Genomic DNA, 15,305 nt, shown 5'->3' with positions numbered 1-15,305 from the left:
TCCGGCAACGTATCGTCAAGAACGATTTGCCAGTTTGATAACCTTTTTTACAGCCCATATACCTGCAATAGCAGTTACAATTACACCTGCCAGAACAAGCACCTGAGCGGTATCAATGGTTAATGTGCTAAAATCCACGATTATCACCTCCTTTCCTGTTATAAAGGTTAAACTGCATATTTAACGCAAACGTATGCCAAGAGAGAACCACAGACCACACCAGCCAAGCCCATAAGAAAATTCTCTGACCATACACCCTGCAAGGATACGGAAGAGAGAAAAACATGTATTGAATTCAGTGGAGCACTAATTGACAATTGGCCAGAACAGATAAAACTGACTGGTTCCATTCCTGACGACATTACAATTTCACCACGAACGCCATCAGACATTAGCTTGATCAGGCCATCATAATTATTTGAACTGATAACAACGTCAGACATATCACCGCAATCATAATTTGTAATAGCCAAGATTAACTCCTTGTCATTATGTTAAACAACCATCCAACCATCATGGACAAAACACCGAATGACAACACTAAGGTAAAAAAATAATCGAACATCACATTTCCGGTTACATTAACCGGAAGAATGTCCCACACTCCACCCCAATCACCAAAAGCACCTATAACAAACATTATTCACACCTTTCAAATTTTAAGTTCAAGCTAAGTTTAAGAGGGAGGCTGGGGAAATCTCTCCATGTGCAGTAGCGCGTACCTCCCTCCTAAGAATGGACTACTTTTGTTTACCGCTGTTCAGCACGATATTTTGTGCATCCATACGTATTTCATTACCCGAAGGAAATAACTTGTTGTAATGGATATAGACGGAGTCACATATTTTCAAAAGCTGTTCACCTCTTACCCTGTCAGCAGGGATGTAAACCCTATACGTGTCTTGTAACTCCCTACACATAACCTTTAATCCAACGCCTTTCTCACCTGAACTTACAGCACTTACAACCATTCCATTAAATATCGTTCCAGTAAATTCCATATACACCACCTTTCATAAAACTAAAAAAATATAACCGGATCAGGTAGTTACCAAATCCACATTTAAAAAAGCCTCTTGAGACTTACGAATAATCATTTCATTAGATACTATTTCAATCAATCCAATCCTTACGGCTTCAAGAGCATACTTGACCAATTTGCTGTTAACACCAGACTTTTGAAAACTCATATGCACGACTTCCTCTATCGTTCCTAATGTCTCATATTGATCTTCCTCTTCCGGTGTAAGTTCTTCCATATCTTCGCTACCCTTATCATCCTCCTTCTTGCGTCCGAAACAGTTTCCAAACTTTGAAACCATTCTCTTACCCTTCATATCAACTATAATCTCTTTGAGTCTGTCATCTTCTATATCAAGACCAAATTTCATTGAGTACTTTGAGATTTCTTTTCCGTACCCTTCAGTTACCGGTCTGATATCTGAAATTGTGCCAAGTCCAACTTTCATAAGAACATGTTCAAGGTCTTTTTTTAGAGGGTCTAGAAAATAGCCGTTATCTGTAAGCCGCATATTCTCAACCTTACGATCAACAGCCAGATCAATGAGCATATGTGAGTGAACATGCCAGCCGGTTCCCTCGTTATACGTGACCTCTATGTGTTCAACTCCTCCCCGGATATACTTTTTCCACCATGTCTTCTCACGCTTTAAGAGTCTCATTGATGCCTTGTAGCATTGGAAAGCAGTTTTCAGACTCGACCTATTCTGATCATTTGCAGTAACGGTTAATAAGTGAGGATTTTCCATATCTTTACCAAGTTCTTCCACCTTGCGAGAAAGAATCGAAGCACGATATGCATTACACACCGGGCAGACCCTGTCTTTGCAACGTAATTGCGGTTCATACAAAATATTGGTTGGGTCTGTTTTCTTAACTTTCACGAAAATAGTATTTCCACACATACCCATCCTTTTAGCTCTGGAGTCCTGGTCAACTTCACGAATAAGCTTTTCAATGCGAAATAAAGCTCTTAACCTCCAGCTATTTTTAACGGTAACAAAGCTAGATTTTTTCTCATTCTTCACGGTACATTTACACATAATTTCACCTCCAAAAGGGTCATAAAAACGGCCAAAAATAGCCAAATTGTAAATACTGTTATTTCAACGACTTAAAAAATCGGGTGCCAATTGCTTCTTAGTATCAAGTCTAAGGCTCTTTCTTGAAAACAAGCCAAAATGAAACCAAAAAAAAACCAGTGTTTGCGTGCGCTTGGTGGGCGTACTCAACACTGGTTTTTTAGTTGATATATTATTAATTTTAACTAAGCTATACTTATTGTTCTTTTTCATTGGTGAATGGGAATAATGAACCGGAGGACATAAGTTGCCGCTTATGTCTTCCTTTTTTTTGAAATAATAAAATTAAAAACAAATTCTAAAAAACTATTTGGTAAGTACTGTATCTCCTTTTTCTCTTAACCTCAAAACTCTCCATTGTCTTTTTAGCTATTGGTTCTTACCGTATTTCCAATTGTAGTCAGATTGTAGTAGAATCCAGCGTAATCACCAAGACACCACAGGACTCAACAGGAAAAGAATAAAGTTATAAATCAATGTCAGTTAATGTGATAGCGACATAACTGATACTGAATCAGGCGGTTATGAAATTTGTAAAAAATGCCGTGCCCTCATTCGACAAGCAAGGGGTCACTGGTTCGAGTCCAGTATCGCCCATATTATCAAACAAGGACTTAGGATAAGTGGTAGGTTCTTCAGAATTGAAAACTGTCAAGTAATTGTCAAGTTGCATGTTTTCTGCATGTGGTTTTGTTAGTACATTATCGAGTATATTTACCGCCTTCATCTTGTGCCCTGGTGCAAGGTGTGCATATCTCAAAGTCATCTTCAAAGACTTATGCCCCAACAGCTCCTTCACGCTGGTCAAATCTACGCCATTCATAACAAGATGGCTTGCAAAGGTATGTCTAAGATCGTGAAACCTGAAATCACGGATTCCAGCCTTATTCATTGCTGTACTGAAGCTACGTTTAACTGATTTGTATGGGTTTCCATCTTTATCAGTAAAAACATAAACGCTTTCAATACTATGCGGCATATCTTCAAACATCCTCCTCAGTGTGTTGTCAATGGGAATCTCCTTGCGTTCACCGTTCTTGGTTGTATCAAGCAAAATAAAGCCGTGTTTTAAATCCACCTGCTCCCACTTTAAGCCCAGAATTTCACCTTTACGCATACCAGTATGAAGCGCAACCGTTACAATAGGCTTCAAGTGCGTTGAACAGCAATCAATGAGTGTTTGGCACTCCTCAACGGTTAAGAATCTGAGCCTTTCATTATTCTCCTCAAGCAGCTTAACATTGCGGACTTTCTTCAATGTTTCTTCATTAGCCATTTCCCATTGAACACCTTTATTAACCATATGTTTTAGACATGCAAGTACACGGTTCACAGTGGCAGGTTTATTGTATTTCAGTCGCTTACTCTGCCATTGTTCAATGGTTCTTGTATCCATGTCTTTCACATCGAGATTACCAAAGACCTCAACTAGCTGTTTTATCCAAATTCTCTTTGTCTTAAATATCCGTTGCCTTTCAGCCCACTTTGAATAATTCTGCGCTAGTTCTGCAAACTTATAGTTCTTGACTTGTCTAATCTCAGGTATATTACCGTCTTTGATCTCTTTTCTACGACAACCCAGAATGTACTCAGCGTCACGCCTTGTAGTTACTCCTGTACTTTCAAAACGCATCTGTCCGTTTACACTGTAGGCCATCCAGTACTTCTTGCCACGCTTATACAATCCTTTCATTATTTCTCACCTCCTTTCCGTGATTAAGATTATACGCGCTCAAATCAGGATGATATGGATTAAGTAACCATAAATCAACATGCTTTTTTCGGAATCGTGGAAACCTACCTGCTTTATGAAATGGAATCTCCCGGACATGTACTTTCTCATAAACCCATGATATTTTTACTTTGAGATAATTTGCTAATTCACTAACGGTCATTAATTCATTATCGTTATTTTTATGATTCTGCGTGAGTAGGGGAGTTATTCGTTTAACAACCTTCTCAACAATATCATTTATTAATTGTGAATTATCAATTTCAAATTTCATAATACAGACCTGTCAAACACTTAACATCCCTATTTCAACACCTTTTGTTTTAGCCGTATTTGTAAAAAGTTTTTTCTGGTTTCTTTTTTTAAGGAGTAAAAAAACATATTACAAATACTAAACCCACAGAGTATTCTAAGCTTTTATGTGAATTCCTTTTCAATATTGAAATTTCTTACAGTAAAAAAAAATCATGCAAAAAAAAGCGTTTGTCATGCTTTTATATACTTCCAGAAACCTTTTGTTTAAAAGCATTATAAAAAAAGCGTAAACGAAAAGGGTTTGTGATTTTCCTTTCCATTTTTTTACTAAAGGATCAGGGAAGTAGAAATCACATTAAGATGAATCATTTTTTCTGCTTTGAAAAGGTTCAGGTTCATAGCTAGCTGACCATAACTCTATGAGTCCTATCTTTACCGCTCCGAGTGCAAACCCGACCAGATCACTATCAACACCCGTCTCTTTAAAGCATTTATCAACAACTTCCTTAATAGTTCCAAGTGTTTCATATTGTTCTTCCTCTTTCGGAGTAAGTTCTTCCATGTCTTTAAGGCCATAACAATTGCCAAACCTTGACACCATCCTTTTTCCCTTCATATCAACAATTATCTCTTTAAGCCTGGCTTCTTCAATATCAAGACCAAATTTCATTGAGTACTTTGAGATTTCTTTTCCGTATCCTTTAGTTACCGGCCTGATATCAGAAATAGTGCCAAGGCCAACTTTCCTAAGAACGTGTTCAAAGTCTTTCTTTATTGGGTCTAGAAAATAACCATTATCTGTAAGCTGCATATTCTCAACTTTACGATCAATAGCCAGATCAACGAGCATATGTGAGTGAACATGCCAGCCAGTCTCTTCTTTGTATGTAATTTCAATATGTTCTACTCCTCCCCGGATATATCTTTTCCACCATGAACGCTCTTTTTTGAGTAAACTTGTTGATTTTTTAAAACACTCAACCGCAGTTTTCAAACTATCTCTGTTTAATGTATTCGCAGTTATTGTCAGTAAATGAGGGTTTTCCATATCTTTACCAAGTTTTTCCACCTTTCGAGATAGAATAGACGCACGGTATGAGTTACACACTGGACAAACTCGATCTTTACAACGTAGTTGCGGTTCATACAAAACATTGGATGGGTCTCCTTTCTTAACTTTTACAAAAATAGTATTTCCACAATAACCCATCCTTTTAGCTCTGGAGTCCTGGCCAACATCACGGATATATTCTTCAATACGGAAAAGTGCTCTAAGTCTCCAGCTATTTTTAACGGTCATAACTCTAGGTTTTTCCTCTTTTTTCACTGCGCATTTACACATAATTTTACTCCTGAAAAGGCTATAAAAACGGTCAAAAACTGCCATATTGTAAGTCATTGTATTTCAATATCTTAAAAAATAGTGTTCCGGTTGTTTCTTAGTATCAAGTCTATAGCCTCTTTCTGGTAAACAAGCCAATTTGAAGCCAAAAAAAAACCAGTGTTTGCGTGCGCATGGTGGGCGTACTCAACACTGGTTTTTTTGTTGATATATTGGATTTATTAACTAATATGAACATCCTATTGTTCTTTTTCATTGGTGAATGGGAATAATAAACCGGAGGACATAAGTTGCTGCTTATGTCTTCCTTTTTTTTGCAATAATAAAACTACAATAAACAAATTAAAAAAAGTACAGATGTGTTTCACCTACTTTTAACATCAAATAAATTTTGAATTTCTATTCTTTTTCTACGTCCCTTCAAATGTGCAATTGGCTCAATTTCTCCATCATTCGGTAATTACTCAGGGCAATGTTGCCGCGTTTTCGCCTTTCCATAATTTTTTTGTTTTATACTGAATATTTGATTGCATTTTTTTTACAGATATACATAGATTGAGTAATATTTTAATGGTCATGATGGACGCAATGTCCATCATGAGTGCAAAAAATTTTAAGATTTTTTACGCTTTATCTCTCTTTCTAGAGCCTTTATGTTTAACTTTTCTAGATTTTCTGTTTTGGCTTGAATCCTTTCTAAGAAACGTTTCCTTATCCATATATAGTTTGGAGATGTTCGTCTAGGCTTGTTATATTCAATCTCAATACCTGACAATATAAAATCCAGTTCAACAATCTGATTACGATAATTATTTATTATCACTCCTATGTCGTCTAACGAAAGATTATAACGTTTCTTGAAAGTATCAATTACATTCAAATAGCTAAAAACATTAGTTTTCAATTCTTCGTAATATGCATTCTTTCCGTGTCTTTCCGGAGGTGGTATTAGCCCTCTACTAATGTATCTACGTATCATTCTGTCACTTATATGATAATGTGCTTCAACAATCATATAAAAGGTTTTGATGCCTATTTTTGCAAACGCTATTAAGCTTTTACTTTCTTCCGTCTTAATTGATAATTTCTTCTCCCTATTATATTTATATAATTCTTCCACAATGAAAGCTGAAGATATTTCTCCAGTGTATATTGTATTATCATCTTTTTCGATTTCTTTTGTTACAGGTTTTTCAATTGTAGCCATAAATGCACTCTGACTTATTCTGGTAAATAATATCTTGTCACCAGGTTCAGTCTGTAGTCCTAACTTTTCAACTACATCAGTCAGTACTATAGGGATACCATCTTTTATTGTTTCGGTTGTACTAACAATTTTCTTTTTAGCCATAAACCGTCTCTATCCTTAAGAGTTACAAACACAAATACTTTTATACTGGACACTCTGGACGTATATACCACAACGGCCATATACTGTCAACTAATAATTTATTCAACAAAAAAAGACAGTGTATAGGATGGTTTTAATAAAATTTATTGTCTTTTTCATCATGAATCAACTTGACAATCCCCGCTGGAAACAACACTTACGAATATTTACGAAGGACTGGGACAACAGTAAGGAAGGCTCCATGGGACAGGATATTAGACAGAATAACAGGATTGGTATTTGAAAATTAAAGGTTCTATCTACAAAATTGAACTGGCATGCCGGACATTGTTTTCATTGTTGAATAGATGTACAAGTTCCTGCCTGGCTTGACCGATTGTCAAAGGGAGTAAATCTATTGGTAGTCTTTCTTTGTCACGCAATACTTCCATTAATTGTGCTATCTGCGGCAGCTCCAGCTTAAGGCTGTTAAGTTTTTCTGAGCCGGTAAAAATTCTTTCCGGAGTACCTTCCTGCACAACGATACCTTTATCCATAATAGCAACCCTGTCCATGTGGACAGGCACAAGGTCAACAGAGTTTGTAGCAAGTATTATGGTAATACCCTGTTTTTTATTCAGATCGTTCAGTATTTTCATTACGGTCTTTACACCATCAGGGTCAAGTCCACTGGTTGGTTCATCTAATATGATTATTTCCGGTTCCATGGCGAGGATGCCGGCAATGCATATTCGTTTGCTCTGACCATAACTGAGTGCATGGATTGCCTTTTTGGCAAACTCTTTCATTTTAACCAGATCGAGAGCAGTATTAACCCTACTCATAATTTCATCATAGCTAAGGCCTAGATTAGTAGGGCCAAAAGCGACATCCTCCTCAACCGTAGGTGCAATGAGCTGATCATTAGGATCTTGAAAAACCATTCCAACCTTCCTGAAAACATCACCTGGCGTAAACACATTCAATGCTTTATTATCTAAAACTACTGAACCGGAAACAGGCTTTAAAAGACCATTCAGATGTTTGAGCAGTGTTGTCTTCCCAGAACCGTTTGCACCGAGAATAGCAAGGAATTCACCTTCCCGAACATCAAGGTCCGCACCATTGAGTGCTTGCGTGCCATCAGGGTATTTATGAGTTAACTCTTCGACCTTTATCTTAATCGTCATAATTTAAATAGGACACCAATTTTCTCAGATACTCGCAGTTAATAATATTGTTAATAAAAGTGAAAGATCTCCTCTGAATCACCTCCTTACAAAGGAGGGGAAATGGGGTGGTTATAAGCTTGCCAATCTTTCTCAATTTATAAATCTCCTACCAGAAAAACCCAAAATAGGATAAAAGTGCCAGTAAAATTCCACATGATAAAAGCATAGTATAATCTTTTCCTGCTATTGGAGTAAGTTGGACTGTCAGCACCCTCCCTCCATCATAACCCCTGGAGACCATTGCGATATGGGCATTTTCAGCTCTTGTAATTGACCTGATAATCAGCATGCCTCCAAGGCTTCCAAATGATTTTACTGTCTTAAACCATGTAACATAGCCCAGTCTGCTTCTTTGCGAAGACATCATTGTCTCCGTCTCTTCAATCAGTAAGAAAAGGTATCTATATACAAATGACAAAACTTCAATCAGGGTTTCCGGTATCTTCATCCAGCGAGCAGCCATACATATTTTTGTAATTGTTGTGGTGAATGATAATAAAAGCATGAGCATTACCCCCCCTGCCACCTTTGTGAATAACAAGAGGCCAATCTGTAATCCCTCTTTTTTGAAAGCAAGTTCATAACCGAAAAGTGTACCGGAAAACATTACGGTCTCACCCTGATGCAAGCCCATGATAATCAGGATAAATATCCCGAAACAGAACGGCATCATCATTCGGAGACCTAAAGTCAAAAATGATACCTTTATGGTCATTAACAATATTAAAGATGTAACAAAGAACACTAATGGAACCGTTATGTCGTGAGATAATGTATTAAGGATCAAACCTATACCGATATAAAACAGTTTCACCCTTACCTCTATATTGGTAAGCCAATTGCTCCTTTGAGCGAAATGATCCATGACAACATGCTTTAATATTTCCATGATTATCTATCTTTAGACAGGATAACAGGATAAACAAGATAGGTTAAATCCTGTTTATCAGTTATTCGAGACTCTTTATTTTACGCTTAATTTCACAGACTGGTTCAGACTTGTAGTCGGAACCCAAACGTTTAGGTTCAATCAACATGATTCAACCAGCACGAATTACGATTTGGGATTTTTTTAGATTCAAATTCGTAATTATGAAATTTTTTTTTCTAATTTTTTCTTTGCGATCTCAGCGTCTTCTTGTCCTCGGCGCCTTTTGTCCGAGGAGCGGTGAAGACCCTGATCTTTCCCCTCAACAAATAATTTTCTGAAGTTGTAGCCAATGATGATACCGCCTACAAGGCCAAAAAAGGTAAATACAAATAAGAGAAGATCCCCCTGGTCTGTGTTAATATAAGGGTCCCTTGGAGGACGACCATATTTCTTGGCATATTTCCCTACTATGCTTACATCAATTCCTGTCCATTTTCCCTCTTCCTCAGACGCTACTGTTTGCACAGCTTCAATAGCGTCTATTGGCTCAGGCATGTCTGGTTCCGCCGCATACAAAGCATGCGATTGAGTGACACATAATATGAATACGAAAATAGTAAAATATTTTTTCACAACATATTTAAGCGAAAAGGTTTAAAATGGAAAATCCTAACATAACAATTAATGCCCTTCGGGCTGACGTTGTTCGCCAACATGTCATTCTCATATGGATGACAGTCTGTCAAGGTCAAATAGGCCAAAATGAAAATTTATTTAATGCAATGAGAATCTGGTACAATCAACCTCATATTCGCGGGCTGGTTACCGCATTAAGATGGTGTTCGATGAGAATACCACAATCTGAGCACAGGTGTATTAACCTAAGAATGACTCGTGGGCTATCTCATGCAAGATCTTATTGCTAAATAATTTTCTATTAAATTCAACCTTGTCCTTATAAAATTAGTTTATATGTTTGTATTTATCAAGCTGCCTTATGCAATGCTTCCCAGACAAAGCAGAGCATTTCTCTAGCACAGGCGACCTTTATTTTATTTCTATGTTTTTTATTCATAAACATTCTAATAGATTTTTTACTAAGCCGATGCATGCAACGATCGGCAATATTAATATATTCAGGATCAGCTCCTATTCTTCTTTCTTTAAGAATATTACTGACTTTAGGAGGCTTGAAAGAAAACTGGCATGCTTCAATTACAACAGTTCTAAGAATACGGTTTCCCTGCTTTGTAATTCCAAAGCGGAGTTCTTTTCCTCCTGAGCTGTATTCTCTGATGGAAAGCCCTGAATAGGCCGTTACCTTTGAAGGGTGAGGAAAACGCCTTATATCTCCCAGTTCAGTCGTGAGAGTCAGGGAGGAGAGGGTCTTTAGACCCCGAAAGCAATTCAATGCCTTTACTTTGTCTTTATACTTAGGACGTTCAGCGATTACGCTTATTTGTTCGTCATAAGTGGAAATAAAGGTCTCTATATTATGACAAGTACTCAGTAAGCTGGAAAGGTTAAGTCGTAAGGGGGAATCCTTAGGAAGTTGGTTAATTTCTTTTTCTAACCACTTATAATGAATTTGGGTCCAGTAAGCAGCGTTGGAGATTCCTCTCTGTTTTCGATAGTCAAGGCCCATTCTTTTACAGAGGCTGATGATATGTGTTTTTATTTTTTTTACTTGATCAACTAACAGTTTTCTTGATCGGATTAAATCACGAACTGTCTCATCTTCCTCGTCAGGAATATGGACAGGAGTCAACATCCCTTTTAAATAATATTTGGCTAATTTGATACAATCCAGGCGGTCTGTTTTTACCTTATTACCTGGGGCTTTGGGGATTAAAGAAGGGGCTATAACTTCACATCTTATACCTTTACCCTTTAGCTCTCGGTATAAAGTATACCCAAGATAAGTCGCTTCATAGCACAATTGGATATCTTTTAAATGAATATTTTTTTGCTTTATCTTTTTTATCATTGCACCTACATTAGAACTACATTTAAAATGGAGAAGCTCTTCACCTACAGTTTTTATTAGAGCTACGTTAAAGCTACTATCATCAACATCTATTGAACCATAATATTTTGCTTTCTTCATATGGATGACTCCTTTCTTAAAATTAGAACTAATAATTGGTCAACTTTTAATTCTAATATTTAAAGGAAGGACTGTCATCCATATCTTCTGAAGGAGGAACGACTGAAGAATCTCTGCAGGAAGATCTCATTAAACTCACAAAATACTTTTGGCCTACTTACAAGAGATTCTTCGCTTCACTCAGAATGACAAGGGCGTATATTCTTGCTACAAGCGATTAAATGAAAATCCCTATATAATTAAATTATTGTGCTTTAACAACCTTCAGGTTGTATAAAATACTTGGACGAACTTTATATACATAGGTTAGAGCAAATCCAACCACAATACCTTCAGCGATACACAATGGTCCCTGAGAAGTAGCCATAAACACAACGAAAATCTCCAGCATTGCCTTCGCGCTGTGCATTATAGCAACAGAAAATGTCTCCCCCTCTTTAAATACCAGGAGTCCTAATCCTATAGAAGTCCCTATATAAGTACATATATCAGAAATTACTCCGGCCAGAAAACCACACCAGAACAGCTTGAACCCCATCCTCTGCGCCAGTCTGAATGCAAAATACCCTGAAAATGAACCGAGTACACCCATTGAAAAGATATTAACGCCCAGAGTCGTAAGTCCTCCATGCGCTAGAAAAAGCGCCTGTATGAAAAGAGCAATGCCTGCGATAACAACGCTCACAAAAGGCCCTAATAAGATCGCACTCATTCCCGTTCCCGCCGGATGTGCAGTTGCCATCCCGTTCAAACCTACCACCGGAATTGGAAAACATGAAAAAACGAATACGGCGGCCCCAACTAATCCCACTAATGGCAGGAAACCCGGTACTTCTTTTTTCTTTTTCTTCAGTCTGAGCGTACCAATGACAATGAACGGTATCACTAAAATAAACCAGAATATAACCCATTTTGGAGGCAATATCCCTTCAGTAATATGCATTGCATGCGCGACATGGGGTAACAATAAAATAGCAAAGGTAACAGATATGCCTAATAATATTTTCTTCATTTGAATTGTATATAGTCACAAAAAATAGATATAAAAAAAGCCCGTATCTTTTCGTAGTAAAAAGGTACGGGCTTTTAGTAAGTCTGCATACGAATGCATAAGCTGCTTATTACCATATACGCCTTCACCTTCTTTACCATCGAAGATCATGTGAAGCAGTTAACCGGCAGGTCTTCTGACTATCGAGTCATCCTACTCATTGCGCCTTCCCATACGCCTGTGGCGAACAGTGGCCTGGCAATTTTCGTCATCGACTACAGCGGCGGGTCCGTTCCCTGTTCTACCAGGGATTCCCTTTTAAATTCCATCCTTAACATTCATGATGGAATTACCGGTAACCATATTCTTTAAATTGTTTAAGATCAACAGTGAGAACGGATAATTCTACTTTTAATACTTGACCCTGTCAACCTAATCATTCGATTCAGGAAACACGAAGAAAAAAGCTATGATCAGATAGTACTTGATAAAAAATGGGTTGACACGGTATGCCTATCGTTATATCTTTAAATTCAGTAAAAACATAAACTTATTTTCATAAATTCCAAGATAAAAGCACGATATGAGTATACCGAGAATCATGATTAGCGGAACACACAGCGGCGTCGGAAAAACATCAGTTACACTGGCTATTATGGCTGGATTAACCAGGGCCGGCTTACGTGTCGGGGCTTATAAAGTAGGCCCTGATTATATTGATCCTAGTTATCACACAGTTGCAACAAACCGGGCATCGCATAACCTGGATGAATGGATGATGGGTAAAGATGCATGTCAGTGGTTATTTGAAAAGACATCCCAGGATTGTGACATTGCCGTTATTGAGGGTGTCATGGGTCTCTTTGACGGTGTTTCACCAACGACCGACGAAGGCAGCAGCTCTGCCCTCGCCAAATTACTTAAGACTCCTGTTATTCTAGTCGTAGATGCTGGTAAAATGGCACGCTCAGCAGCTGCCATGATCAAAGGCTATCAAACACTGGATGCGGACATTCATATATGTGGCGTGATCCTCAATAAAGTGGCCGGGGAGAATCACCTGAAATTATTAACCGAAGCTGTTGAAGCATATAATCACATTCCGGTATTGGGTACTCTCTTCAAAAATGAAGACATTATGATCCCGGAACGTCATCTTGGCTTAAAAACTGCCTCTGAAAATGAAGAGCTGCATGATTGTCTGACAAGGCTGGAAGAGTGCTGTCAAAAAATTGATCTGGAGCAAATTATGATCCATGCGAAGAGAGCGCAAAAAGATTCATTATCCGTTAAACCATTCAATATTATCCCTGAAGCAACATTACCCCAGGAACCCATTCGTATCGCCTATGCTTATGACCGTGCATTTCAATTTTATTATCAGGCAAATCTGGATTTTTTAAAAAACTGTGGTGCCGAACTCATTGCTTTTAGTCCGCTTGAGGATACGACATTACCGGAAAATATACATGGGTTTTATTTTTGTGGTGGTTTTCCGGAGGTTTATGCTAAAGAAATTAAAGAAAACCAGGACATGCATGCTTTAATTAAACAGGCCATTAAAGATGGCATTCCCACGTATGCCGAATGCGGAGGGCTTATTTACCTGGCTGAATCCGTAAAATCTTTAGACGGCAAAGTCTTTCCCATGCTGGGGATAATTCCCGGACAAATTGAAATGACCAAAAAACTTGTGAATTTTGGGTATTGTGAAAATGAAATGCTTGACGATTGTTTCCTGGGTCGTAAGGGAGAACAATTTCGCGGACATGAATTCCACTACTCCCAATGGAACGGAGAAGGAGTTGCTGCCATCCACCGATCAATCAAAAAAAGAAAGGGACAAGAGCGAGACGAAGGATATTGTTTAAATAATGTCCTGGCCAGCTATGTGCATTGCCATTTTCTCTCATATCCGCAAAGAGCAAGGCATTTTCTTGCGCAAGCACAAAACTTTCACCAATTACAACAGCGAAAGGACCAGGTTTATGCCTAAAAACATTGTTATCGTTGTAGGACACGGCAGCCGTGTTCAGAAATCCAATGATGCATTTGAACATTTTGTCGAACAATTTGCCAGGCAGGTTCCCGATTTTGATTTTAGAACTGCTTTCGTTGAGTTGGCAAAACCAGGTTTGAAGGACGCACTCCATGATGCATTGGCTTGTGCCGAAGAGGTTTCGGTTCTGCCGTTATTCTTATTAACAGCAGAACATATCAAGCATGATATTGCGGATGTTGTCAATGAGATCAGGGACACTTTTAGAGACAAAAAAATTTATTTATCACAAGCCATGGGTGTGGATCAGAAAATGGTGGACTTAGTGAACAAGAGAATTACCCAGGCATGTGCCGCAAATGCGATCGAGACATCAGATGCTGCGGTTTTGATGATAGGCCGTGGATCCAGTGATCCGGATGCGACCAGTGATTTTTGTAAATTGGTACGACTGGTTACAGAAAAGGCAGATTACAAGCGAGTAGATCACGGTTTTATTGCCATGGCAAAACCGACAGTTGAAGAAACACTTAATTACCTTATAAAAGAAGGTCACAGGACTATTTTATTGGAACCTTATTTGATTTTTAACGGATTATTGTACCAACGGCTTAGTGCTCTCGTCGATCGTTATGCACAAAATATCCCTGAACTAACCATTAAACTGGCAACTACACTGGGAGAAGACCCTTTATTCTTTGATCTTTTTGAACATCGCTTGAGAGAAAAATCATATGACACTGCCGGCACGGAATAAGAAGGGGCATAGAACCGGATTTACCACAGGAGCCTGTGCCGCTGCGAGTGCCAAGGCAGCAGCGCGCTATCTGGTAACAGGAAAGAAATTATCGAAAATAAAAACTACATTGCCAAATCGAAAAACGGTTACATTTCCTTTAAAACGCTGTGAAATAAGCGAGGGTGTAGCTATCACCAGTATTATTAAAGATGCCGGGGATGATCCGGATTGCACGCATGGTGCTGAAATTACGACAACTGTTAGTTTAACAGAAGAAGAGGGTATTACTTTAATCAATGGAGAGGGTGTGGGTAAGGTTACGAAGCCGGGACTAGGCCTGGACATCGGCGGCCCTTCAATTACACCCATACCGCGTAAAAATATCTCAGAGATGGTATTAGAAGAACTTCCTGTTAAACAATACAAAGGAGCCCAGGTCATTATCAGTGTTCCCGATGGTGTAAAGCGCGCTAAGAAAACGATTAGCGAACGATTGGGAATTATTAATGGAATATCCATACTGGGAACAACCGGAATTGTAAAACCATATTCTACCGCTGCCTACAAGGCCAGTGTTGTTCAGGAAATTAATGTAGCATACGCAC

17 protein-coding genes and 1 riboswitch are annotated in these 15,305 nt (G+C 38.3%); of the genes, 3 read left to right on the top strand and 14 right to left on the bottom strand.

The features are described from left to right. Positions 1–15: 15 nt before the first annotated feature. The 14 genes from SCALIN_RS23415 to SCALIN_RS13465 all read right to left on the bottom strand — a co-directional run bounded on the left by SCALIN_RS23415 (position 16) and on the right by SCALIN_RS13465 (position 11,983). Positions 16–138, bottom strand: coding sequence for a hypothetical protein (locus SCALIN_RS23415; protein ID WP_261341031.1), 123 nt, complete (start codon positions 136–138; stop codon positions 16–18). 29 nt (positions 139–167) lie between these two features. After that, the gene (locus tag SCALIN_RS13520) at positions 168–473 is read right to left on the bottom strand and encodes a hypothetical protein (protein ID WP_096894999.1); all 306 of its coding nucleotides are present in this window, start codon (positions 471–473) and stop codon (positions 168–170) included. 2 nt (positions 474–475) lie between these two features. Beyond that, positions 476–640 (bottom strand): hypothetical protein, encoded by a 165-nt coding sequence (locus tag SCALIN_RS22280; protein WP_162532317.1) that lies wholly within the window; start codon positions 638–640, stop codon positions 476–478. Positions 641–740: 100 nt separating this feature from the next. Beyond that, positions 741–1,001, bottom strand: coding sequence for a hypothetical protein (locus SCALIN_RS13515; RefSeq protein ID WP_096894998.1), 261 nt, complete (start codon positions 999–1,001; stop codon positions 741–743). 39 nt (positions 1,002–1,040) lie between these two features. Continuing rightward, positions 1,041–2,063, bottom strand: coding sequence for a protein rep (locus tag SCALIN_RS13510; RefSeq protein WP_096894997.1), 1,023 nt, complete (start codon positions 2,061–2,063; stop codon positions 1,041–1,043). Positions 2,064–2,616: 553 nt separating this feature from the next. Further along, positions 2,617–3,795 carry a tyrosine-type recombinase/integrase gene (locus SCALIN_RS13505; RefSeq protein ID WP_096894996.1) on the bottom strand — a complete coding sequence of 393 codons (1,179 nt, stop codon included), beginning with the start codon at positions 3,793–3,795 and terminating at the stop codon, positions 2,617–2,619. Then, a complete protein-coding gene (locus SCALIN_RS13500) occupies positions 3,779–4,108 on the bottom strand; it encodes an excisionase family DNA-binding protein (protein WP_096894995.1) in 330 nt (109 codons plus the stop codon). Before SCALIN_RS13500 ends, SCALIN_RS13505 begins: the two co-directional genes overlap by 17 nt. 336 nt (positions 4,109–4,444) lie before the next feature. Further along, positions 4,445–5,431: a protein rep gene (locus tag SCALIN_RS13495; RefSeq protein ID WP_096894994.1), complete on the bottom strand. Its 987-nt coding sequence runs from the start codon at positions 5,429–5,431 to the stop codon at positions 4,445–4,447. 613 nt (positions 5,432–6,044) lie between these two features. After that, the gene (locus SCALIN_RS13490; protein ID WP_096894993.1) at positions 6,045–6,782 is read right to left on the bottom strand and encodes a hypothetical protein; all 738 of its coding nucleotides are present in this window, start codon (positions 6,780–6,782) and stop codon (positions 6,045–6,047) included. 299 nt (positions 6,783–7,081) lie between these two features. Continuing rightward, positions 7,082–7,951, bottom strand: a complete 870-nt coding sequence (locus SCALIN_RS13485; RefSeq protein ID WP_096894992.1) for an energy-coupling factor ABC transporter ATP-binding protein — start codon at positions 7,949–7,951, stop codon at positions 7,082–7,084. Between the two features lie 148 nt (positions 7,952–8,099). After that, complete coding sequence (cbiQ, locus tag SCALIN_RS13480; protein ID WP_096894991.1) at positions 8,100–8,882, bottom strand: cobalt ECF transporter T component CbiQ; 783 nt, start codon at positions 8,880–8,882, stop codon at positions 8,100–8,102. A 201-nt stretch (positions 8,883–9,083) separates the two neighbouring features. Beyond that, positions 9,084–9,419, bottom strand: coding sequence for a hypothetical protein (locus tag SCALIN_RS13475; RefSeq protein WP_096894990.1), 336 nt, complete (start codon positions 9,417–9,419; stop codon positions 9,084–9,086). Between the two features lie 430 nt (positions 9,420–9,849). Further along, the gene (locus SCALIN_RS13470) at positions 9,850–10,971 is read right to left on the bottom strand and encodes an IS110 family RNA-guided transposase (RefSeq protein WP_096894989.1); all 1,122 of its coding nucleotides are present in this window, start codon (positions 10,969–10,971) and stop codon (positions 9,850–9,852) included. Between the two features lie 244 nt (positions 10,972–11,215). Further along, on the bottom strand, positions 11,216–11,983 hold the full coding sequence (locus tag SCALIN_RS13465; RefSeq protein ID WP_096894988.1) for an energy-coupling factor ABC transporter permease: 768 nt from the start codon (positions 11,981–11,983) through the stop codon (positions 11,216–11,218). Positions 11,984–12,131: 148 nt separating this feature from the next. Next, positions 12,132–12,334, bottom strand: a riboswitch (cobalamin riboswitch). A 211-nt stretch (positions 12,335–12,545) separates the two neighbouring features. On the opposite strand from SCALIN_RS13465, the gene SCALIN_RS13460 reads away from it, so the two are divergent. The 3 genes from SCALIN_RS13460 to cbiD all read left to right on the top strand — a co-directional run. Next, on the top strand, positions 12,546–13,958 hold the full coding sequence (locus SCALIN_RS13460; RefSeq protein WP_096894987.1) for a cobyrinic acid a,c-diamide synthase CobB: 1,413 nt from the start codon (positions 12,546–12,548) through the stop codon (positions 13,956–13,958). Then, entirely contained in the window at positions 13,951–14,718 is a 768-nt protein-coding gene (locus tag SCALIN_RS13455; RefSeq protein WP_162532316.1) for a sirohydrochlorin chelatase, read from the top strand. The genes SCALIN_RS13460 and SCALIN_RS13455 overlap by 8 nt, the downstream gene beginning before the upstream one ends. Then, positions 14,696–15,305: cobalt-precorrin-5B (C(1))-methyltransferase CbiD (gene cbiD / locus SCALIN_RS13450; protein ID WP_133111908.1), on the top strand; the 610-nt coding region annotated here is incomplete at its 3' end. The genes SCALIN_RS13455 and cbiD, both read left to right, overlap by 23 nt.

Origin of the sequence: Candidatus Scalindua japonica (assembly GCF_002443295.1) — a bacterium.
Taxonomy (GTDB): Bacteria; Planctomycetota; Brocadiia; order Brocadiales; family Scalinduaceae; genus Scalindua; species Scalindua japonica.
This window is presented reverse-complemented; position numbering and strand designations above follow the sequence as displayed.